Below are 21,302 nucleotides of genomic sequence, written 5' to 3' on the forward strand. Positions count from 1 at the left end.
TCACCACGCGGCCCAGGAACTTGTCGCCGATCGGGGTGGACAGGATCTCGCCGGTACGCGTCACCGGCTGCCCCTCCGAGATCTGACCGTAATCGCCGAGAACGACCACCCCGATCTCCCGGACATCCAGGTTCAAGGCGATGCCCAGGGTGCCGTCGGCGAACTTCAGCAGCTCGTTGGTCATGGCCGAGGGCAGACCCTCAACCCTGGCGATGCCGTCACCGATCACCGTGACAGCCCCGACCTCATCTATGGGCGTCGCCGCAGTCTTATAGGAAGCGACAAAGCGCTCCAACGCGGCCCGGATCTCTGCCGGACGGATCGTAAGTTCTGTCATAGGTGTTCCTGTCCTCTTGGATCGGGCGTGCTGCGTTCGACATCTGCGAAGGCATCGGCTGCGGTCGGATAGCAATGCAGTATCGGCATCAGCCCCGTGATGCCGAGCACCGTCCGCAAACCGGGGCCGGTACCACACAGCCGGGCCCACCCGCCGCCGGCGAGAGCCCGGTTGCGAACGTGGAGAAACGCGCTCAAGCCCACGCAGTCACAGAAGGACAACCTGGCCACGTCGACGACGACATGCGGCCGACGGTGGACGTCGAAAGTTTCGAAGAAGACGGCCTCGACCGCGGGAGCAGTTGCGACGTCCAACTCACCGGCCAAGGCGATCACCGGCCTGCCCGCAGTCATGTCGACCGAGATGCGCAGCAACGTCCGCGATGTGCCGACGAGCATCTCCCGCCGACCGGGATCGGCACTCGGATCTGTGGGGATGCCCGCCATGAAAGCCTCCTTGGACGTGCCGCAGGTGTGCGAAGCGTCACCGGGGTCCAGGGAGACGGGCCCAGATTGGCCGGGCGTACCCCGAGTCTAGACCTCTCGGCTTGCGAGGACGCCCCCGATCAGAAGAACCGACGGGCACGGGACGGACTTGACGTGCCCTCGAGCAGGTGCATCCCCGCGCAGCCGGTCGGGCCGGAGCCGCCGGCGCGGCAAAGATCTTCACCGCCGGCAGGGCAGCCCGCCGGAACACGGCTTCCTCGTCCTCAACGGTCGGAACATCGTCGGTACCGATCCCCGGGCGCCCTGCACCAGCGCCGGCCCTGGCCGCCGTCTACTCCGCCGCACGGACGCCACGATCGCCGACTGCCTACGCCTGCGGGGCGCTCGAAGCCGGCGCCGGCCTGCCGCTCGGCGACTCACCGACCTCCGCCACACCGAGTCGGTCAGTGCTGGACGCAGTCAGCCGGGACTCCTCTACCAACCTCTGACGACCGCGCCGACGGCTCGTGGGCCGCTCCGACCGTCGGCTCCGGACGGCACCGCCCTTTCAGCGCTACTCCTCCCTCGCCTCGATCTCTTCCATGAAGCGAATGCCCTCGTGGGTCAGCGAGATGGCGGCGGGTGTGGCGTGCGATGTCCAGTCGACGGCGATCAGGCCCTCGCCGGCCAGATAGGTGCATGCGGCGGACAGGTCCTCCTCGGGCACGGAAAGCCGGTCGCGAAGCGATGCACCGCTGACCACCGGACGATTGGTGGCGACGGCCTCGTACAGCGTCTTGAGGACCGTCGTCCGGAAGGCCTTGCGTTCATCCAGTGTCGCCATGACTTCGCTCTTCCGATCGTGGCCGACGATACGGGCACCATTGCGTGACGCGGGCTTCCGCCGCCATCGCCATCCGGTCACGCCTCGTCCGCTCCGGAGGTGACCAAGGAACAACCAGTCACCCGCCGACTGGTCAGCTCCGCTGCGCCTTGGCGCGCCCGACGCAGCCCACACGCACAACAGCGTTTTCGGAGTCGCCCCTCTAGCGTATTCCCGGTCAGGTGGGCTCCGCTCGCCGAGCCCCATTCACCGCTGAACCGCCAGAACCAGTCAGCTCACCGCGAACCGCGGAGATCGTTCAGCAGTCACGGCAGCGTCCGCTCCTCCACGACCGCACGACCGGGCCCTGTCAGGAACCGTCCGCGCGACAAAGGTCCTCACCGATGCCGCTGCCGCGGGTGACGCAGCCGTACCACGCCATAGACGAGGTCCGCGACGAGGAGCACGCAGCCGATGATCAGCAGGTAGAACAGGCCTCCGGCGACGGCGCCGATGATGCCGAGCACGACCGCGACCAGGATCACGAGCAGGAACACAACCATGGCGCTTCTCCTGTTGAGCACTGATGGTCAGCGGCGGGCGAGTTGCCGTTCGCCAGAGGCACCTGCCTCATAGGGCAACTCGTAATGGTGGAATACGGCTTCCTCGTCCTCAAAGGGCAGAACATCATCGGTGCCGATCGCCGGGCTACCCTTCACCAGCGACTTGGCGTAGTTGACCTTGACGTAGCCGGGTCCCACGATTGCGCCGTCCAGGGGGACGAACACCAGGCGATGCCTGGTGGGCAGGCCCACCCGGACGGTGGCCATCGCGGGTTCGTCGGTGCTGGTGTCCACGTAGACCGCCTCCATGGAGCCGATCTTGTGCCCGCCGGCGTCGACAACATCGCACGTACGCCACTCCCGCAGGTCCGCTGCCTGGATCATCACGCCTCCTCCCGCACCGGCCAGGGCGTGTGCTGCTCCGACCTTGCGACCGTTGACCTGTGGTTCTTCCATTATGCTCCGAATGAAATAAATGAAACGTTTTGGGGAAGAGCATGGCGTTCCGCGCAACTCGCAACAGAGCTCAAAAGCCGGCGCCGCAAGGAGATGCAGGGACCCAGATGGAGCCAGCCGTTCTCGATGCCCAGCACAAGATGCCGCGGCCCACCGGGCCGGGTCGGTGAGCTGCGCCTGGCCGCCCCGGCCGACCACCCACAGCCAACCGGAGGATGAGGGAGGTCGTCCGGGACGCACATGCTTGCTGCTGAGCCGTTTCGCGACTTCCCATGTCAGCTGCGGTTCCGTAGGCAACCAGTCAGCTCACCGCGAACCACGAAGATCGTTCAGCAGCCATGGCAGCATCCGCTCCTCCATGACCGCACGACCGGACGCAGTCAGGGCTTGGGCCAGCGCCGGGTCCCAATCGCTGGCCGCGACCGGACCGGTCAAGGGCGTCGAGTCGCCGGCGGCGAGCGCTTCGAGGTAATCACCGGCTGCCATCCGCCACGGCTCCGCGGTGGCGTGCCGCAGGAGCGAATCGGTGATTCGCAGTCCGGCCCAATCGAAGTCGGAGCGGACTCGCAAGCGGGCGCCGCCGCCCACGATGGATCGCAGGAGCCGGTGACACGCCGCCGAGGGGACGCCCTCGGTGCAGATCAGCGCGGCCGAGCCGGCGCCCAGTTCGGCAGCCGCGACCCGCAGCACCGCGGGGTTCTCGCAGACGTGGACCAGCGGTGACGTCACGGTGAGCGGTGACTTCGACAGCTGGTGCAGCGTCAGGCGGAACGGGATCCCGGCTCCGGCCGCGTCGGCGAGCCAGCCCGCGACCAGCCCGTCACGCGCCACGCGCAGGTTCAGCACCAGAACCTGGCTGGCCAGGTCGTCGGCGACGACACCGAAACGCTCCCACAGCTCGCGGGCCGAGGCCGCGTCACGCGGCGGGTCCTGGTCGGCGCACGCGGCCAGCGCACGCAGCACCAGCGACGTGGTCCCGGTACCGGGGATCAGGGCCTTGGTGTCGCCCGTGGCCCGCTCGGCGAGCACCGGCAGCGGGAGCGGCGCTCCTGCGGCCCGGACCGGCAACAGGTCCAGAATCCGTACCGTCTGCGTGATGACGTGCTCCTCGCCGCGGCGAAGCAGCCGGGTCAGGGTGCCGTCGGCCGTGACCGCCTCGGCCCAGGCGTCGTACCACGGCTCGCCGGCGTGGATCCCGGCGGCGATGACGGCTGCCAGGCCGGAGCGGCCCGCCGCCTCGGCGGCGCGATCGGCCGAGCGGTCCCGCAGCGGGCCGCCGAGCCGTTCCAGCGTCTCGACCAGGCCGGCCCCGTGAGCGCTGCGCAGTCCGTCGTCGAGCACCGACAACGGCACGGACAGCCGCCGGACGCCCTCGGCACGGTAGGCGCCGGTGACCCCGATCACCACCCGGCGCTCAGCATCTGTCGGAGCCGTGATGCCGACCGAGCCCGAAAGCCGGCCACCGGTCCGCTCCAGGCGGCGGCGCGCGGCGGCCAGCAGCCGTTGCCAGCCGGGTCCGCGCAGGTCGTCCAGGGTCATCGCCGCTTCACAGGGCTCGTGCCGTGGCAGTCATCGACCGCCCCTCACGCCGCCGGGACCCGCCGGGTGCCCGGCGAACCGAGGGCCGCGCCCAACTCCCCGGTGTCGTCGGCCAGCAGTTCGGATCCGTCCCATACCAGCAGCAGGGCGCTGACAGCATGCTCGACCGGGGAGTGCGCCAGGTCATAGTGCGCGGCGGCCGGAACCGATGCGTGCGCGGCCCACAGGTCGTAGCCGGTCATGAACAGGTCCAGATCGAACTGGGCGGCCAGCGCGAGCAGTTCGCCGCGACCGGTGTCGTCGACACCTGCGAACGCCTCGTCCAGGGCGAGCAGCCGCGGCGCGTGCGGCGCGGCGGAGTTGAGCATGGCGTGGGCGGCGGCGAACAGCGGCAGATGCAGTGACACCGACTGCTCACCACCGGACAGCCGGCTGTGCCGGGCCCGGGTCAGCCGCTCCTCACTGCCGTCCGGACGCACCAGGTGGAACGCGAACTGCCGCCAAGCGCGGTAATCCAGGACGTCGGCCAACAACTCCCGGTAGGGCCGATCGCGCCAACGCGCCCGCGCGTTCTTGATCTGCGTGGCGAAGTGGGCGCGCATCCGGGCCAGCGCGTCAGGCGTCAGGCGCGCGGCGTCGGCGTCCAGCAGGGAGCACACCGCCCGCTGCTCCGCGTCCAACTCGTCCGCCAGCAGCCAGGCCACGCCGACGGTCGCACCGCTGGACATCCTCCGGGATCGCATCTCGGTGTTCATCCGCCGGATCAAGTCGCGGGAGTCGACGGTCCGGTCATGGATCTGCTGCGCGAGCCGGGTCAGCAGGGCGTCCTCCAGGATGCGCTGCTCGGAGTCGGACAGCAGCAGTTCCTGGTCCTTGCGCGCGGAGGCGATGCGCTGCGCGAACGCGCCGACCGGAAGCGGTCCCTGCTCGTCGGCGATGCGCACCACGATGACGCCGTCCGCGCCGTCCCATTCCGGCCGGTAGTCCTGCCCGGCCGCGCCGAGCTGGGCCTGCAGATCGTCCAGAGCCTTGGTTAGGCGGGTGGTGGACGCCTTGAGGGTGTTCTCGGTCGGAGCCAGGTCCCGGGTGGCGGCACCGATCGCGGTGTGGATCGCAACGACCGCTTCCGGCAGGTCGTCCCCGGCCCAGTCCGCCTCCTGCGCTGGCCACGCCAGGCCAGGCGGGCACCTGAGCAGGTCCAGCAGTTCCCGCTGTGCGTACGGGGCCAGTTCGCGGGCCGTGTTCCGCTCCTCGGCCACCGCCACGGCCGCCGCCTCCCGGGCCGCGTTCAGCGTCGCCACGGCGCCGGACGTCGTGGAGAACGCCTCGCGCTCCGCCTCACGCGCGGCGGAAGACTCGCGATCGGCTTCGGAGACCACCTCCTCGGCCTGGTGCACCTGGGCCAGAACCGTGGCGGCGTCCGCACCGATGGTGTCGTGCAGGGCGTCGAGCTTGGCCTGCTCTTCGGCGTGCTTCAGGCCCGCCGCGGCCTCGTCCGAGGCCGCCTGGGCGAGCTCGTCGGCGGCCACGGCCGAGCGGCCCTCGGCCGCGGCCACGGTCTGGCGCTGCCGGTCCGCCTCCCGGCGGGCCGCCATCAGGGCACTGACAGCGGCGGTGAACCGGTGGACGGCCGCCTCGACGGCGTCGGCGGCCTCGGGGGCGATGCGGTGCTCGGCGGCCGCGCGGTTCATGGCGCGCTCCGTGACGCCGACCGCAGCCACCGCCGCGTCATAGCCGGCCTGAGCCTGGTCCGCCGCCTCCCGCCGGGTGCGCAGCGCCGCGTCGGCGCGGGCGAGATCCCGCTGCGCCGAGACGATCGCGCCGGTACGCGGCAGAGCCTCGCGCGCCGCGTCGAAGGCGGCCACGGTGTCGGTGATCTGCGCCGTCTGCCGGTCGATCCCGGCCAGTGCCCCGTCCAGGTCGCGCAGCCGGACCTCGCACTCGGCGATGCGGGCCTGCCGCCGCCGCTGCCGCGCGGTGGCGCCGATGTATTCGGCGTTTTCCTTGCGGTGCGCACCGATCTGGACGCCCTGGGCGTAGCGGCCGTCGGGGGTGACGACCGCCGGGTGGGCGGCCAGGTCGTCACCGGTGGACACCGAGCGCAGGATCGCGGTCAGCCGGGACGCGCTCACCGGGACGGCCGCGCGGGCCCGGACCCCGGCCTTGTCGCCCTCGGGAACACCGGAGACATCGGGCACCAGCACATCGGCCAGGCTCGGACCCGCCGCGGGCGGACCGGGCCGCAGGTAGGCCATGCCGTCTGCGGGCACGATCGACGCGTCGTCGGGGGCGACCCAGGCGTCCAGCAGACCGGCCGCGTCCAACGCGGCCTCGATACCGGCGGCTCGGGCGTCGTCCACGTCGTCAGCGAAGCGGACCAGCCGCCACAGCGGCGCACCCGGCAGGGCGGAGGTGTCGGCGGCCCGTCCGGCGCGGCTCGGCGGGGCATCGTCGTACTCTGCGGCGATCCGGTCTCGTTCCGCCGTGACGGCACGGTGTTCGGCCACCAAGCCTGAGCGCTCGGCGCGCAACGCCGCCTGGCGATCCCGCAGCCCGTCGGCGTGCGGCTGGACGGCGGCGGTGTAGACCGCGGCCAGGGCGGGCGCCTCGGGCTCGCCGACCGCCGCCAACGCCTCGGCCAAGGACTCGGTGAGCAGGTCGGGCACTGGCGGCGGCAGGCTCGGTCCGTGCTCACGCCACCAGGCGGCCATCTCGGATCCGGCCTGCGCTCGCGCCGCCTGGACCGCCGCCGCGGCGGCCCGTTCGGCGGTCTCGGCCTCCTGCAGGGCGGCCAACGCCTGGTCGAGGCTGACGCGCGCATGGTCGCGACCCTGTTCGGCCCGCTGCACCGCCGCCAGCGCGGCGCGGATCGCGCGCACCGCCTCTGTCCGGGCGGCGGCCTGTGCCGAGGCCCGTACCGCCAGGCTGGCCGGCTCGGCGTCAGCAGCCTGCCATGCGATGCCCGCGGCGGCGGCCTGGTCGGCCAGTTCGGCCGCGTGCCGGCCGACGGCGGCCGCCAGCTCGGTGAGTTCGGATTCGGCACGCGACACTTCGGCACGGGCCCGCTCGGCGGCTCTCCGGCGCCGCGCATGCTCGGCCGCCGCGGCTTCAGCGCTCTCGCGGCGGCTGCGCACCAGCCGTTCCAGATCGTCCAGCTGCTCAGCGGCCTGATACGCCGAGGACGCCTTGAGCTGGGACAGACGCGCCCGAGCCGCCGCCAGGGCACTGTCACACGCCGCCGAACGCTCTGCGGCGGCCTCCTGCTCCGCACGGGCTGACTCGGTGTCCCGCACGGCGCGGTCCGCGGCTTCGCGGCGCGCCGTCGCCGTCGTTCGGCGCTCGGTGAGCTTGTCGGCGGCCCAGCGGGCGTGGACCCGCAGGTACGTGCTGTAGGTGGCGAGGAACGCCGAAGCGGCCCCGTCGGCGGCGGCGAGTCCTTCCAGCGTCCGTTGGACGGCCTCCATGTCGTCGAACGAGCGAGCGGCCTCAGCGATCAGCTCGTCGTCGACCGGACGCAGTCCACCGGTCAGTGTCGCCGACAGCTTGACCGGGTCCAGGTTCTTGGCCAGCTGTGGCCGCCGCAGCGTGAGAATCAGGGTGAGCATCTGCTCATAGCGGTCGGCCCCCAGGCCGAACAGGCGGCGGTCCAGCGCCGCCCGGTAGTCGCCGGCGGTGTCGTAGAGGTTCTCCGCGCCGATCTGTTCGACCAGCTGCTTCTTCGTCAGCGGCCGGTCGTCGTCGGTGAACAGTGAGAAGTCCTCGCCAAGTCGGCCTTCGGCGACGAAATGCCACCGGGTCAAGGCGTCCCGATGCCGGTGGGCCTGCATCCCGATGCCGATGGTGACGCTCTGGCCGCAGTCGCGGCGGCGCAGCTCCAGCCAGACATAGCCCAAAGCGCTGTCCTGCCCCCGGAACAGCAAGTTCGACTTCATGGTGCGGTCTTCGGCGGCGAAGGGGTTGAGCCGCTTGGGGTCGATCCGGCCGTCCAGAACGAACGGGAACAGCACCTCGAGTGCCTTCGTCTTGCCCGAGCCGTTGGGCCCGCGCAGGATCAGCCAGCCGGAGGCGAAGGAGAACTCCTCATCGCGGTAGTCCCAGAGGTTGACGATGCCCGCTCGCGTGGGTTGATAACGGTCGGAGGCGGCGGTCTGGGTCACAGGGTGCTTTCCTCAACGGCGGGGGTCTGGGACACGGTCTCGAACAGCGAGGGCTGAGTGGGCTTCGGGATCGCCGGAGCACGGGTCTTCACCTGCGCGGTGACGCTCCGATAGCGACCCAGCAGCGGCAGCGCCAGAACGCCGCCGGGAACGGGGGCGACCAGCCGGAACGACGCCAGCAGCACGACCGCCTGCGCGGTCAGCCGATCCGGGTCGTCCCGCAGATCGCTGGACATGCCGGCGCCGAACTCGGCCGCGAGGCGGTGCATGGCCGCGCGCAGCCAGGCATCGGGCAGGAACGGGTACGTCGTCTCGCGGGCGCCGTCGCCGTCCCGGGCTCCGGCCGGCTCGGCGGCGTCCAGGTCTTGCTCGCCGACGGCGGCGAGGCCGCCGAGGCCCTCGAGGTCGTCGACGGCAAGGGCGTCCAGGACCGCCTGGAACCCGCCCCGATCCGGCAGCGCGCCGTCGATCCGGGCCGCCGCCGCGGCCAGACGTTCGGCCGCGCTCGCGGCGGGCAGCCGCGCGACGCCCGGCTTGCCCACCTGCTCGGCGATCTTCGCCGCGAGGAGGACGGCGGCTTGCGCGACGGTGCCGCCGGCGGGAAAGCGCGCGTCGGACAGACGGCCGGAGACATCGATCAACGCCACGCCTTCGGCCCGGCGTTCCATCACCAGCCCGGTGAGCCGCTCCAGATCCTCGGCGAGGGCACCGCCCCGCAACTGCCCGTGCAAGGACTCCTCGACGTCGGTGTAATAGACAGCGGGCTGCTCCAGCACCAGCCGCCGCGCTCGGCGGGCCGCCGAGCGTCGCTGGGTGTTGCCGCTCAGCGACGTTCCCGACACCCCCCGGGCCGCGCCGCCCTTGCCGTCGCCCAGCAGCTCGGTGACCGACCGCAGGTGTTGCAGGACCCTGTTCGGCTGGTAGACGGCGCCGGTGATCCCCCGGTCGATGTCGTACAGAGCCTCCGCCTTCTCGGGGTCGCCGGCCCAGGCCGCGGCGTTGCCGTCGGCGGTGCGCAACGCGCCGCGCGCCTCGAGGAAGGCGATGGCGTCGACGAAGGCGTCCCGATCCGCCTTCCGCTCGGTGTCCATGCCGAGCCCGTCCACGCGCGCCGCGTCGGCGGCCACGCTCTCGGCCAGCTCGGACAGCGTGATCTGGGTGCCGGACCGGCCCAGGGCGGCCAGGGCGAGCACCAGGTAGGCGTAGCGGCGGCGGTCGAAGGGACGCCCTGCCCGGGTCAGCGCGGGCTGGGTGGCATCCAGCTCATCCTGCACACGGACCAACCGCGCGGTGTCGGCACTGGTCACCAGACGGTAGCCCAGCACCTCAGGGAGATCGACGCGCAGCCGGTCGGCCCACCGCCGAACCAGAGGCAGGGCGGCGGCATCCGGCCAGATCGGGGTGACGAGAGGGTGCCGCAGCAGCAGCCGGACGGCCTTCTGATAGTCGGCCAGCTCCAGCGGGCCGACGTCGGCCGCGACCCGGTGCGCGGTCAGGGTCGGCTGGGCCGGCCGGGCAGTCGGAGTCTGGGTCATGCCGTCTTCCCCTCCGCGGCTCTCTGTGCGGCGCTCCGGGTACCGGCGGCGGATTCGGCGACCTCCAGTCGCAGACCGTCCAGATGCAGGCGGCCGCGCACCGTGGCCACCGTCGTCGAGCCGGCACAAGGCACCAGCGTGAGCCGCACACCGTGCGAGCGTGCGGAAGATCCGGAAGATCCGGAGCGGCCGACACCGGAGGAGACCGGCACCCGCGCGACCAAGGCCAGGTCGAGCAGCCCGAGCAGGGTCCGGGTCTCGGGCTCGTCCAGGACCCGTCCATAGACCCCGTCCGAGGCCAGCGACGCGGCGGCGGCGCGCGCCTCGGCCTGGGCCTTCACCTGCAGGGCCCGCAGGTGGTGACGCTGCGCCTCGGCCCGCTCGACCCGGCCGGGGCCGGTCAGGCGCGGGGTGCGGCCGGACTGCACCAGCGTCCGGGACAGCTCCACCGCATCGGCGTCCCACCATGACTGCCGGGTGCTGATCAGCTCCGGGTCCGCGTGGGTGACGGCGACGTGCCGGGGCGAGCCGAGGTCGAAGGTCGCGCGGAACAGGGCGTGGGCGTCGTCGTCGGTGGGGCAGGCGGCGAACCACTGTGCGAGGTGGCGCAGCTGGCTCTCCCGGCTGACGCCGCCGCGGCGGGCCTCGGTGACGCGGCGGAGCAGCGCCAGCACCCCGGAGATGGCGGTCACGGTGGCGTCCTGGAGCCGCTCGCTCTCGCTGTGCTCGCTCGTCGCGAACCAGTGGACCAGCCCGGACCAGCGCTGCGTCCAGTCCGCGACCCGGTCCGGCACGGAGCGGAACAGGCGTTCGTCGGCTGAGGCCGCGAGCCCGGCCAGCCGGTCGAGGCCGGTCGCTTCGACGTCGGCGACGGCCTCGGCGAGCAGCGGGGAGAACCTGGCGAGCTCGGCGGTGAACTCGCGCATGTGCGCCAGCAGGGAGTCCTTGTGGGCCAGGAAGACTTCCGGGCGGGTGTCGTTGGTGCGGGCCAGATCGCCGAGCATGAGGTAGAAGCGCGCCGCGCGCTGCGCCATGTCGGCCAGAGCCCCGTCGAGGCGGGAGAGCTTGCGATACACCTCCTCGGCGTCGCCGGCGGAGCTCGCCGCCGCCAGGGCCCGCAGATCCGCCAGGATGTCGGGGAACACCAGCCGGGACAGCTGTGCGTCTTCAAGGCTCGCACCGAGCACGTCCTCCACCGCGCGGTAGGCGCGGTACCCGGCTTGCGTGAACTGGTACACATAGTGGCGGTTGCGGTACTCGGCGAGGTTGGCCGCGCGGGTGCCGTCGTAGCTGCGGTCCAGCACCTGCCAGTCGGTCAGCGCGTCCAGCAGCGGCTGGACATCTCCGACCGTGGCCGCGTCCGCGTGATCGGCAGCCAGTCCGGCCAGTAGGTCGCGGGTTTCGGAGGCGTGCAGCAACACCTGGTAGTTGGCCCGGCCCCGATCGAACGCCCGCAGCACCCAGAGATAGTCGTGCCGTTTCTCAGCCGCCGCGAAATGGAACAGACGCAACCGGTCCTCGGCGGTGAAGGCGTCGATGCCGAATGCGGTCGACGCGGGATCCGTCGCCGTCTGTGTCTCGGTGGCCGCTTCCGTCACCCGGCCATTCTCCCTGACGCCGCAGCGGCTCCGCGCACGTTCGCCGAGTTCGCCACCATCACCGGCGACGCCGCATCGAGGTCCCGGTCACCGTCTGGAGCCAGCCCGGCCAGCGCTTCCAGCGACTCCAGCGCCGCGCCGCGGGCCAGCCGCTCGTGATGATGCTCGTTGCGACGGTTGCGCAGGCAGCCGTAGCAGGATGTCTCCGGGCCGCAGTCGCAGGCCGACAACCGTTCCCGCGCGGCGGCGGCCACGACGTCCAGATGAGCGCCGATCCGGCCGGCGCCGCCCGCGCCGCCCGGCACCGTGTCGAAGATCACCAGGCCGTCACGGCCGCCGGGTCCGGACGCGCCGGCGTGCAGCGCCCCGTCGATGTCGTCCCGGCTGATCTCCAGCCCGGTGCTCGCGCCCTCCAACAGCGCGTACAGCAGCGACAGACGCCGATCGGTACCCGTGGAGCCCGGAGCGTCGAATGTAAGGGCCAGGATGTCGGTCTCGTAGCCGTGGGCCAGGGACCGCCATTGCAAGGGCCCGGTACAAGTCTTCCCGCGCAACGGATCGTTGTGGTTCTTCGGCGTCTTCCGCTCGTTCGGCGTCCCCCATCCGCACCAGGCACAGATCAGGTATCCGCCGCCGTTCGGTCCCTCGGACACGGTCACCAGACGCCCGCGCGAGCCGGACCGGCACCAGGCCACCGCACCGCCGGCCGAGCGCCAGCGGGTCTCGGCGGGGTCTTCGCCGAGGGAGACGATGTGAGTTCCGCCCGACCAGGAGCGGGACGGCGGGGTGCCGGAGGGTTTGCCGGTCCGGTGCTCGGCGACGAACCCGAACTCCGGGACCAGATACTCCCGCACCGGGCCGTCGGCGGGATGTCCGCACGCCGGGCAGGCCGGCTCCAACTCGTCGCCGCCCTCCCGATAGTGCCCGCACTCCCGGCACACGAGATAGCGGCGGCTGATCAGCTCGCGGCCGGGCAGGCGGTAGACGCCGCCGGAGCGCCACAGCACGCCGCCGGCCACCACCTCGGCGCCGGGAGCGTACTCGTGGATCGCCACCGCGAGATCCCGGCTGAGCTCCAGGCGCGCTCCGACCGGGCTGTCGCAGTGCGCGGTCCGCAGATCGACGGTGTCCACCGGGAAGCCGTACTTCGGCAGGATGTTGCGGTTGGCCAGGAACCCGATCAGGGACCTGCGGGTCACCGTGTTCACACTGCGCTCGAACCGCGCCGCGACGTCGCTGCGGCGCTTGGCGAACGCCTCGGTCCGGCGTTCCTCGAACAGCGCCACGTCGTGCGCGAGCTCGGCGGCGACCTGCTCCAGATGCGCGGCGAGCTGTTCCACCCATGAGCCGTCCTCGACGCCTATCTCCTTTCGGACGCTCGGGGGGAGCACCGCCTCCAGCGTCTCGCGAACGTCGCCGGGGACCGGGGTCAGGAACGATCGGATCCGCGTGTACGGAGCTTCGCCGGCCTTGTCGTCCGGGTCGCGGAGGAAAAACGCCCCCGCGCTCTTGTAGGTCTCGCCCCAGCTCTCCTTCGCGTGCCGGAAGAAGGCCGCCAACGCCACCGAATGCGCGTGGCGGCGGTCGATGCGCGCGTTGCCCAGGGGGACGTAGGGCGCGCGCAGCTGTCCGGCGATCATCTGCTCCGGCGCAGCGAACCGCGACAAGTCGTGGGAGCGGCGCTGGGCGTAGGTGAGGACCAGCGCGGCCGAGGCCGCACGGCGTCCGGCACGTCCGGCCCGCTGGATGTAGTTCGCCGTGCTCGGTGGCATGTTGCGCAGTACGACCCCGGACAGTTCGCCGACATCGACGCCGAGCTCGAAGGTCGTCGAGCAGGACAGGACGTTCACCTCGCCGGCCAGGAACCGCTGCTGGATGTCCGCCGCCTCCAGCGGCGTCCACTGCGCGGTGTGCTCGCGGGCGACCAGCGGGATCGGCGCTGTGTTCTGATACAGGACCCGGTAGTGCTCGTCTTCCTCGGGATCGGCCGGCAGCAGGGCTCCGGAGCACCGGAGGGTCGGGCACACGCCGCGCACCGTGCTGACCGCGATCCGCCGGCAGCGATCACATCGGAAGATCCCGCCCCCGGTGCCGGAGGCGATGGTGAGCCAGGTGTGGTCCACCTGCCGCACCCGGCCGAGCTGCGGAACCAGGGCCGCGGTCAGCCAGCCTTCCGGCAGAGCGGTCAGATAGCGCCAGCACCCCGCCAGCAGTTCGCGGGCGTCGGCGCCGCCTGGCGGCGACAGGACCATCAGAAGCCTGCGCAGATAGTCCAACCGCCGGTTGACCCCCTTGGTCGGCACCCAGCTCAGCACCTTGAGCCGGGCCTCGGCCCCGTCCCCGCGCACATACACCGGGCCGCGCCGGGGATCGAAGAACTCGTCGGCCGGATCGACGTCCTCCGGCATCGTCAACGCCCCCTGCAGACGCAGGGTCCGCAGCAGCTCGGTCAGCAGCGCCCACGCCTCGTCGGCGGTCAGGCCCAGATCGAGCAACGGCGCCGGCGGCGACCACGACGGCTCCCGGCCCAGCCCGACCCGCATCAGGCCCAGACCCTCAAGGCTGTGGCGCTCGTCCAAGGCCACCAGTTCGCGCAGCACCCACCGGCCGACCTCGCGACGGCGCTGCTGCCGGGAGTCCCGCCGGGTGAACGTCCCGGCCGAGGCCGCCGCGCCCGCCGTGGCCTCGATGAGATCGTCGACGCTCACCACGGTGTCCCGGGCCGTGGCCGTCTCCAGCCCCGCGAGGATCAGCCGGCGTCTGCGCACCGAGGCGTGGCTGGACTCCAGATAAGGAGCGAAGAACGCCGCCGCCTGCCGCGAATCACTGAAGGTCAGCAGCTTGCGCCCGCCGCCGGGCCGGTCGGCCTTGCCTTCCTCTGCGGGGAGGGCGGTATAGAAGGCAGTGGTCAACACGGCGGCGGAGGCTTCGTTCCCGCTCTCGAACTGCCGGATCGTCCCGGCACCGCGTGCGCCGCAGGCCCCGCAGCCGGACGGGGAGCCCGACGACGTCTTCAGCCGCCGCACCCGCCGGGCCGCCGCGGTGCCGCACGCACAGCCCGGGCCGGTGCCGCCCGCACCGGCAGCCCTGCCCAGCCGCCCGCACCGGGTGCACAGGAGAGCCGACTCGTCCCCGTCCCGGGTGCGCTTGGTCTCGTCCAGCGTCTCGTCGTCCTCGTCGGCCGTGTCGGTGCCGTCACCCTCCTGCGCCGCATCCGGACCGTCTTCGACGAGCAGCCAGGTCCTGCGCTCCGCGCCGGCGATCCGGGGGCTGAACACCTCGCCGCCGTCGGCTTCGACCGTCCCCACCAGGTGGACCGCGCCGCAGCGCTGGCAGGACCCGAACTCGAAGACCGTCCCGGCGCACCGGTCGCAGCGCTCGCGGCGCCCGAGACACACGTGCGGACCGTCGGGCGTCAGACAGGTGAAGGCGCCCTCGGTTGCCCGCGCGAACAGGTGGTAGCGCGCCGAGAGCACCGGCGTCCCGGATGCGTCGCGCACTCTGCCGCCGACGGCCACCAGCGCGGCGAGCCCGTCCAGGCCCAAGCCGGTGACATCGGCGAGTTCGCCGAACGGCCGGGGTCCGGCGGCCAGCGCCGCGCGCGCCTCGGCCATGGTGCGCTCATGCGCCAGGACGGTGGACGCCTCGCCGACGTGGGTCGCCTCCGCGGACAGCCGTAGCAGTTCGGCCCCGGCATCGGGGGCGTCAGCCAGCGCGCGGTATGCCGCGGCGTCCAGCGGCCCCCAATACGGACCGGCCGGGATCGGCACCCGCTGAGCGGTCACCAGATCCTGCCTCGCCGCGTCCTCCGGCTCCCACTCGAACGGCAGGTCGAACAGATTCGAGGCGAAGGCCGCCACCGCCTCCGGCCGGTCCCCGACGGTGGCCGACGTCGCAATGGCCTGTAGCCGCCGTCCCGCCGAGACCCGGTGACGCAGCCGGCGCAGCAGCATCCCCACCTCCTCGGCCTTCGCGCCGTCGTAGACGTGGGCCTCGTCCAGGACGACGAACCGCCAGGAACCGCCGTGTGCGCCTTCGAACAGCTCCAGATCGGCGGGCCGGAGCAGCAGGTATTCGAGCATCGCGTAATTGGTGAGCAACAGGTGCGGCGGCTCCGCGCGCATCTCCTGCCGGCTGAGCAACTCGTTCGGCAGCCGGGGCTCGCCGGGGTTCAACGCCTCGAACTGGTCGGCCCCGGCGCGCGCCTGCTCGGGGGTCTCCCCGGTGTAGCGGCCGAAGGTGATCTCGGGCGTGGCCGCCAGCAGCCGGCGCAGGCGGCGCAACTGGTCGTTCGCCAGTGCGTTCATGGGATACAGGAGCAGTGCCCTGACACCGGGGCCGAGGGTCCTGGCGCTGTGCTCGGCGGCGAGCGCGGACAGGACAGGCAGCAGGAAGCTTTCGGTCTTGCCGGAGCCGGTGCCGGTCGCCACCACGAGGTTCCGGCCTGCGTGGACCTTGCGCAGGGCAGCCTCCTGGTGCGCGTACAGCGGACGGTCCAGAGGCAGTGCGGCGCTGTCGAGGCGTGCGAACCCGGGATCGAGGACTCCTTCGCCGATCAGGTCACGCAGACTCGCCCCGGTCCGGTAGGGCGGCGTCGCTTCCACCAGCGGGCCCTTGGTGAGCAGCGGGCTCGCTTCGATCTCCGCCGCCAGCGCCGCTGCCAGGGCCGGTTCCCGAACCGGCAGCAGAGAACGGAGATAGCGCCGGTAGGTGTCGGCGATCAGGCCGCTGGTGGCCAGGGGATCCACAGGTCGGTGCTCCGAGGTTCAGGCGGCGTCCGGACGCCGGTCCGGACGGCAGCGATCAACCCTCCACGGAACCGGTGGCGCGGGGCAGCCACGGGTCCTGCGCTGAGGCGGTGTCCAGGATCCACGCTACTGTCGCGGAACGGCCGTCGTGGACGAGTCTGAGAACCGTCTCCTCATGAGCCGTGACGGTGTCGAGGACTCGGCGCAGGTTGTAGCCGCCGTCCCGGTGCGGTCTCACCGACTGCACGACGCGTCCGTCAGCCACGACCTCCAGCGAGGGGAGCCGCTCGGCGCCGGGGAGCTCGATGAACAGCCGACCGCCGCGGGCCAGTTCGGCGCGCTCCAGTCGGGGCGGGCGGACGGCGTCCGCCTCGTGGACCCCGTCCTCGGTGCCGACCCGCATCCGGGGCGGTTCCACGACGAACCGCTCGCGGCGATGCCGGGTCACCAGGTCGACCGGCAGCCGAGGGCAGGTCGCCCCGAAGGTCAGCGCCGCCGGGACCGCGGTCATCCCCCGACCGGGATGCAGGACGACCTCGGCCGGCTCCAGCCCTTCGGCTCTGAGCAGACGGACATCGGGGAACCGCTCGACCGCGAGGGTCTCGGCGAGCGCGACACTTCGCACCATGCCCGGTCCGTCGCCGCCGCCGACCCGTACGCTGTACTCGCCGATCAGCGGACGCGGCACGGCATCCCAGAACGCAGACGTCTCCGTCACCGCCTCAGCCTGGCCGCGCACTCGCTTGCGGACCCAGACTCCGCCATCGCGATCACGCACCTCCACGGACCACTCGGCGGCCCCGGCGGGCAGACGCAGCACCGGAGGTTCGGCGAACACGGGACGGCCTGCACCGTGGGTCAGACCCGCCAGCGGTGCGCCGGTCAGCAGGGTCGGTCTACTCCTGCCGCCGACCACACGGCGCGCACTCCCGGGCTCCCCCGCCCGCAGCCAGGTGACGTCTTTCAGATCGGCCTGCACCAGCGACCAGCCCGGCCAGCGAGCCGGAAGTAAGCCGTGGGCCACGACGCGGAGCGTCCCGCCGGCCACCGGTGGGGTATCAGCCGGATACAGAAGCCACACCGTGGCCGGAGACAGCACCAGGTCCTCTGCCACCGCGGCGTCGTCCTCCCCGAACACGAACAGCCGGCCGCCGACGTCGGCCACCGCGGCGGGCGCTTCGGAGCCGTCAGCGCCGACCAGCACCGGACCACGGCCGAACGGCTCGATCCGCAGGGCACGGCGGTTCGCGCCGATCACGCCTTCGCGCCGAGACCGGAAGTCCGCCATGGCGTCGAGGAACCGCCGGGGCAGTGGATCCCGGACAGCACCGGTGTCGCCGATCACGGCCATCGCGTCGTGACAGCGGCTCACGAACGGCGCGGCCTCCGGCTGTCCGATCAACAACGCCACGGGAGCGCTCACCGGCGTTCCCAGCCCCCTGACGAGCGCAGAGCACAGATCTTCGAGAAAGGCGTCGGGAACACCGGTATGCAACAGAATCGCCTCATCACCGGAACGGTCACCGAACTCGGCGAGCCCGAACACTGTCGCAGCGCTGCGGAAAGCCCGCTCCCACGCCACAGCCCCGGCAGCGGACGACACCCGCTTGCCGCAGGCGCGCCACCACACGGACCACGCAGATCCGTGGCGGTAGCCCGCCGCAACGGCACCGACCACCGACATCAGCAAGCACGCGGGCCACCGCTCGGCCGCCGTCCCGGCGCCGCGACGGCTGATCGCGGCAGCCACCGCCGGAAGAAGGTCGACGCGCAGCTCCGGCTCAGCCTCGGCGACCAGAACCTTCCCGCGCAGCGCCGGAGCCCACGCACTTTCGCACAGTTCGAGCAAGCGGCCGGAGTCGCGAGCGACTGCTGAGCCTGTCCGCATCCACCCGACCTCCTCCTCACCGCCGCCTGCCCAGCCTACGGCTCGCGCGTGTGACTCGACGCGGCGTCCACCGCGGGCGATCTGCTCAGACCCGGACACTCCAGGAGCGCCGCCGCCTCGGGGTGCAGAGTCATACCGCCCCGACGGGACACCGGCGAAGGCTTCCTCAAGATTCGCCGGCTGTGGAAGATCCGGAAGAAGTGGCCAGAACGGCTGACGCTGTCCGACGTGATGTGTACCGGCTACCACGCGGCCCACACCGCAGGCGTCAAGCCCGGCGAGCGCGTCACCGTGATCGGCGACGGCGCGGTCGGACTGTACTCGGTCATCGCCGCCAAGCCGCTCGGCGCTGAACGCATCATCCTCATGGGCCGCCACACCGCCCGCACCGACCTGGGCCGACAGTTCGGCGCCACCGACGTCGTCGCCGGCCGCGGCTCCGACGGCGTCGACGCCGTCAAGGAGATGACCGGCGGGTTCGGCACCGATCGCGTCCTGGAGTGCGTTGGGCTGGAGGACTCCCTCAAGCAGGCCGCCGGCGTGGTGACCGACGGAGGCGCCATCAGCCGCGTGGGCGAACTCAGTACCCGGCCATCCCGTTCGGGTTCGGGGGTTTCATGCGCAACCTCACCCTCACCTGCGGCGCCGGCCCGGCCCGCGCCTACATCGAACAGCTCATGCCGCACATCCCGAACGGCGCCATCCGCCCCGGCCGCGTCTGCGACCGCACCGTTCCCCTGGAGCAGGTGGCCGAAGGCTATCGGCTGATGAACGACCGCGAAGCACTCAAGGTCGTCATCCGCCCCTGACATCGTCGACCCGCGCCACCACCCCGCACAGCAAGGACTCGAGCGTGGACTCCATCACCTTCGTCAACAACGGCAACACCGTCGTCGGAAACCTGTTCAAGCCGGACGGCTTCCAGCAGGGCACGAGGTACCCCGCGATTGTGATCACCCAGCCCATCGGCGCCGTGAAGGAACAGGTCTCCACGACCTACGCCAAGCTGCTGGCCGCTCAGGGCTTCATCGCCCTCGTCTTCGACGCCTCCTACCAGGGCGAAATCGGCGGCGAGCCGCACTTCTCGGACTTCCCATCCGCCCGCGTGGAGGACATTCGCTGCGCGGTCGACTTCCTGAGCACCCCCCGACGTGGAGCCCGACCGCATCGGAGCCCTCGGCCTCTGCGCCGGCGGCGGCTACACCGTCAACGCCTCGCAGACCAAGATGCGCATCAAGGCCGTGGCCAGCGTGAGCACCTTCAATATCGGCGCCGCCCGCCGTGACGGCGTCGGGCCCCTGGGCGCGCAGACGGCCGAGTACCGCACCAGCCTGCTCGAACGCTCCGCCCAGGCCCGAACCCGCGAGGCGGCCGGCGGTGAGGTGGAGATGTTCTCCCTGATCGCGGACAACCCGAAGTTCGCCATGAACGACCTGTCCACCATCCCGGCAATGTACCTGGAAGGCTACAAGTACTACTCCGAGACCGACCCCAACCCGCGGTTCATGGGCACTTTCGCCCTGTCCAGCCTCAGCCGGCAGACGGCGTTCTTCCCCTTCGAGGGCATCGAGCTGATCTCCCCGCGCCCGCTGCTGCTGATCGCCGGGCCGAAGGCCGACACGCTGTACTACAGCCAGGATGCCGTCGAGAAGGCGCAAAAGCCCAAGGAACTACACGTCATCGACGGCGCCTCGCACATCGACCTGTGTTGGAACCCCGACTACGTCCCGCAGGTCGCCGACAAGCTCACCGACTTTTCTCCACCCCTGCGGGGCGACGCCTGCGGTGCTCCGCTCCTGCCGCGGCTGGCCTTGGAACCGGCCCTGTCGCAGACCGGGGTGTTCGACGGGGCCTGGTGGCCGCGCTCGAACCACGTCCAGGCCGAACTGCCGGACCTGATCACGGCGCTGACCGCCCACCTGGGCCGCATCGTGCGGGTCGGCCTTGACACCGAGGCCTGGGACGATGTGCCGCGCAGCATCACCGTGGACGGCCGTGTGATCAGGATAAGCTGGTTCCCGGGCAGTGACCGGACCATCAGCCTCAGCCTCGGGTTCCAGGACCACTTCCTGTTCCTGGTCGTCCCGCCATGGACCGGCGCGGGAGCCGCGAGGACGGCCATGGCCGAAGCCGCCGGGCGCGACAACCAAGCGACGGCTGCCGAACTGCTTCCATGACAGCTCGGCCTTGATGCGCGAACTGCCTCCGGTGGTGCGCCCGCGGTCTGCTGCTGCCGCACCCAGCCTGGTTGAGGTCGCCAAGGCGTGGTGAGTACGAGTTTTCAGACGGCCTGGAACAAACTTGGCGGTAGCCGCGAAGAGGCCTGCTGATACTGTCGGCAGTGACACCGTCGTCCAGTGGCGGTGCAGCCCACCGGCACAGCGAAGCCTCCTGCTCCGCGTCTTGGTCCCCGGTCAGGGTCGTGGTCGCCCTTCGCAACGCGATCGCCTCGAATGCTCAACCGCGGGCAACCGCGGGCAACCGCGAAACCGCCGCTCGTCCTGCTGCCGATCGACGAAGTGAGGGCTCCGCCATGACCAGTTCTGGCTTTCTGAGCACCTACCCGCCCACCCAGTGCGGCCTTGCCACTTTCAGCGCGGCCCTGCTGCGGCACCTGACCGGCCGATCAGCCTGCCCGGAACAAGCGCGCGGGCGGCTTACCGGACGGGCACAGTGAGTCGGCTCTGGGCAGCTGGCGCCGATTGGTGGTCGAACGCTTGGTCGCGGAGCCGACAGATGGCGCTGTCCAGCAGGTCGGTGGCTTCGTGGAGCAGGGTCGTGGTGGGTTCGTCCGGAACGAGCCGCAGCGCTGCGTGCAGCTCCAGACTCGCGCTGAAGAGCCGTTCGATGATGGCGTTCTCGGCCTCGCCACCGGGCCGCGCTGTCGGAGCCATGCCCGTCACTTCCCAAGGGTGCTCACATGATGATGGGGATGCGAGACCGGCCACCGGGGTCCGGGGAGGTGGATCCGCTATGAGCAGCGTACTCCGTATTCCGATTGTCGAGTTCTGGATCATGCTGCCGGGTTCGACGACCGTCGGCCTCGCAGAGGCCGCGGTCCAGCGGGAACCGCACCGGCCCACGCCGAGGTCCACCAGGCCACGGGTGTGATCGGCGTCCAGCACAGACCGTTCGCCGCGTCCCTCGGCACGCGGCCGGGACTACCTTGGAGAGATGAGCGTGACTCGAGAGCAACGGCTCGTCGAGACCTTCGTCGACCTGGCCGACACCCT

The 21,302-nt window shown here is 71.6% G+C and carries 13 protein-coding genes and 2 pseudogenes; 3 read left to right on the plus strand and 12 right to left on the minus strand.

What is annotated here, in order from left to right; all coding sequences use genetic code 11:
- The 11 genes and pseudogenes from ABD466_RS43035 to ABD466_RS43085 all read right to left on the minus strand — a co-directional run.
- Positions 1-337: pseudogene (locus ABD466_RS43035) on the minus strand (F0F1 ATP synthase subunit alpha); the annotation flags it as partial.
- Complete coding sequence (locus tag ABD466_RS43040; protein ID WP_344663099.1) at positions 334-783, minus strand: STAS domain-containing protein; 450 nt, start codon at positions 781-783, stop codon at positions 334-336. The gene ABD466_RS43040 and the pseudogene ABD466_RS43035, both read right to left, overlap by 4 nt.
- 553 nt (positions 784-1,336) lie before the next feature.
- Positions 1,337-1,606 (minus strand): hypothetical protein, encoded by a 270-nt coding sequence (locus ABD466_RS43045; RefSeq protein WP_344663100.1) that lies wholly within the window; start codon positions 1,604-1,606, stop codon positions 1,337-1,339.
- A gap of 377 nt (positions 1,607-1,983) precedes the next feature.
- Positions 1,984-2,148, minus strand: coding sequence for a hypothetical protein (locus ABD466_RS43050; RefSeq protein WP_344663101.1), 165 nt, complete (start codon positions 2,146-2,148; stop codon positions 1,984-1,986).
- A 27-nt stretch (positions 2,149-2,175) separates the two neighbouring features.
- On the minus strand, positions 2,176-2,532 hold the full coding sequence (locus ABD466_RS43055) for a PRC-barrel domain-containing protein (protein WP_344663102.1): 357 nt from the start codon (positions 2,530-2,532) through the stop codon (positions 2,176-2,178).
- Between the two features lie 378 nt (positions 2,533-2,910).
- Positions 2,911-4,143, minus strand: a complete 1,233-nt coding sequence (locus ABD466_RS43060) for a TIGR02679 family protein (protein WP_344663103.1) — start codon at positions 4,141-4,143, stop codon at positions 2,911-2,913.
- A gap of 44 nt (positions 4,144-4,187) precedes the next feature.
- Complete coding sequence (locus tag ABD466_RS43065) at positions 4,188-8,300, minus strand: TIGR02680 family protein (RefSeq protein ID WP_344663104.1); 4,113 nt, start codon at positions 8,298-8,300, stop codon at positions 4,188-4,190.
- Positions 8,297-9,835, minus strand: coding sequence for a TIGR02678 family protein (locus ABD466_RS43070; RefSeq protein WP_344663105.1), 1,539 nt, complete (start codon positions 9,833-9,835; stop codon positions 8,297-8,299). Before ABD466_RS43070 ends, ABD466_RS43065 begins: the two co-directional genes overlap by 4 nt.
- Positions 9,832-11,433 (minus strand): TIGR02677 family protein, encoded by a 1,602-nt coding sequence (locus ABD466_RS43075; protein WP_344663106.1) that lies wholly within the window; start codon positions 11,431-11,433, stop codon positions 9,832-9,834. The genes ABD466_RS43070 and ABD466_RS43075 overlap by 4 nt, the downstream gene beginning before the upstream one ends.
- Positions 11,430-16,181, minus strand: coding sequence for a DEAD/DEAH box helicase (locus ABD466_RS43080; RefSeq protein WP_344663107.1), 4,752 nt, complete (start codon positions 16,179-16,181; stop codon positions 11,430-11,432). The genes ABD466_RS43075 and ABD466_RS43080 overlap by 4 nt, the downstream gene beginning before the upstream one ends.
- Before the next feature lie 55 nt (positions 16,182-16,236).
- Positions 16,237-17,604, minus strand: a complete 1,368-nt coding sequence (locus tag ABD466_RS43085; RefSeq protein ID WP_344663108.1) for a hypothetical protein — start codon at positions 17,602-17,604, stop codon at positions 16,237-16,239.
- A 669-nt stretch (positions 17,605-18,273) separates the two neighbouring features.
- Between ABD466_RS43085 and ABD466_RS43090 the strand changes: the two are divergent.
- The 3 genes and pseudogenes from ABD466_RS43090 to ABD466_RS43100 all read left to right on the plus strand — a co-directional run.
- Positions 18,274-18,878: pseudogene (locus ABD466_RS43090) on the plus strand (zinc-binding dehydrogenase); the annotation flags it as partial.
- A gap of 44 nt (positions 18,879-18,922) precedes the next feature.
- Positions 18,923-19,354 carry an alpha/beta hydrolase gene (locus ABD466_RS43095; RefSeq protein WP_344663109.1) on the plus strand — a complete coding sequence of 144 codons (432 nt, stop codon included), beginning with the start codon at positions 18,923-18,925 and terminating at the stop codon, positions 19,352-19,354.
- Positions 19,320-20,246: a DUF5994 family protein gene (locus ABD466_RS43100; RefSeq protein WP_344663110.1), complete on the plus strand. Its 927-nt coding sequence runs from the start codon at positions 19,320-19,322 to the stop codon at positions 20,244-20,246. The genes ABD466_RS43095 and ABD466_RS43100 overlap by 35 nt, the downstream gene beginning before the upstream one ends.
- 480 nt (positions 20,247-20,726) lie before the next feature.
- Here the strand turns inward: ABD466_RS43100 and ABD466_RS43105 are convergent, their stop codons facing one another.
- A complete protein-coding gene (locus tag ABD466_RS43105) occupies positions 20,727-20,963 on the minus strand; it encodes a hypothetical protein (RefSeq protein WP_344663111.1) in 237 nt (78 codons plus the stop codon).
- Positions 20,964-21,302: the final 339 nt, after the last annotated feature.

Origin of the sequence: Catenulispora subtropica, from assembly GCF_039531675.1 — a bacterium.
GTDB classification, from domain to species: Bacteria; Actinomycetota; Actinomycetes; order Streptomycetales; family Catenulisporaceae; genus Catenulispora; species Catenulispora subtropica.

Bases quoted from the DNA above. Each gene is read 5' to 3' on its own strand.
- ABD466_RS43055 (WP_344663102.1), bottom strand. From the start codon at position 2,532: ATGATCCAGGCAGCGGACCTGCGGGAGTGGCGTACGTGCGATGTTGTC.
- ABD466_RS43105 (WP_344663111.1), bottom strand. From the start codon at position 20,963: ATGGCTCCGACAGCGCGGCCCGGTGGCGAGGCCGAGAACGCCATCATC.
- ABD466_RS43050 (WP_344663101.1), bottom strand. From the start codon at position 2,148: ATGGTTGTGTTCCTGCTCGTGATCCTGGTCGCGGTCGTGCTCGGCATC.
- ABD466_RS43060 (WP_344663103.1), bottom strand. From the start codon at position 4,143: ATGACCCTGGACGACCTGCGCGGACCCGGCTGGCAACGGCTGCTGGCC.
- ABD466_RS43045 (WP_344663100.1), bottom strand. From the start codon at position 1,606: ATGGCGACACTGGATGAACGCAAGGCCTTCCGGACGACGGTCCTCAAG.
- ABD466_RS43040 (WP_344663099.1), bottom strand. From the start codon at position 783: ATGGCGGGCATCCCCACAGATCCGAGTGCCGATCCCGGTCGGCGGGAG.
- ABD466_RS43070 (WP_344663105.1), bottom strand. From the start codon at position 9,835: ATGACCCAGACTCCGACTGCCCGGCCGGCCCAGCCGACCCTGACCGCG.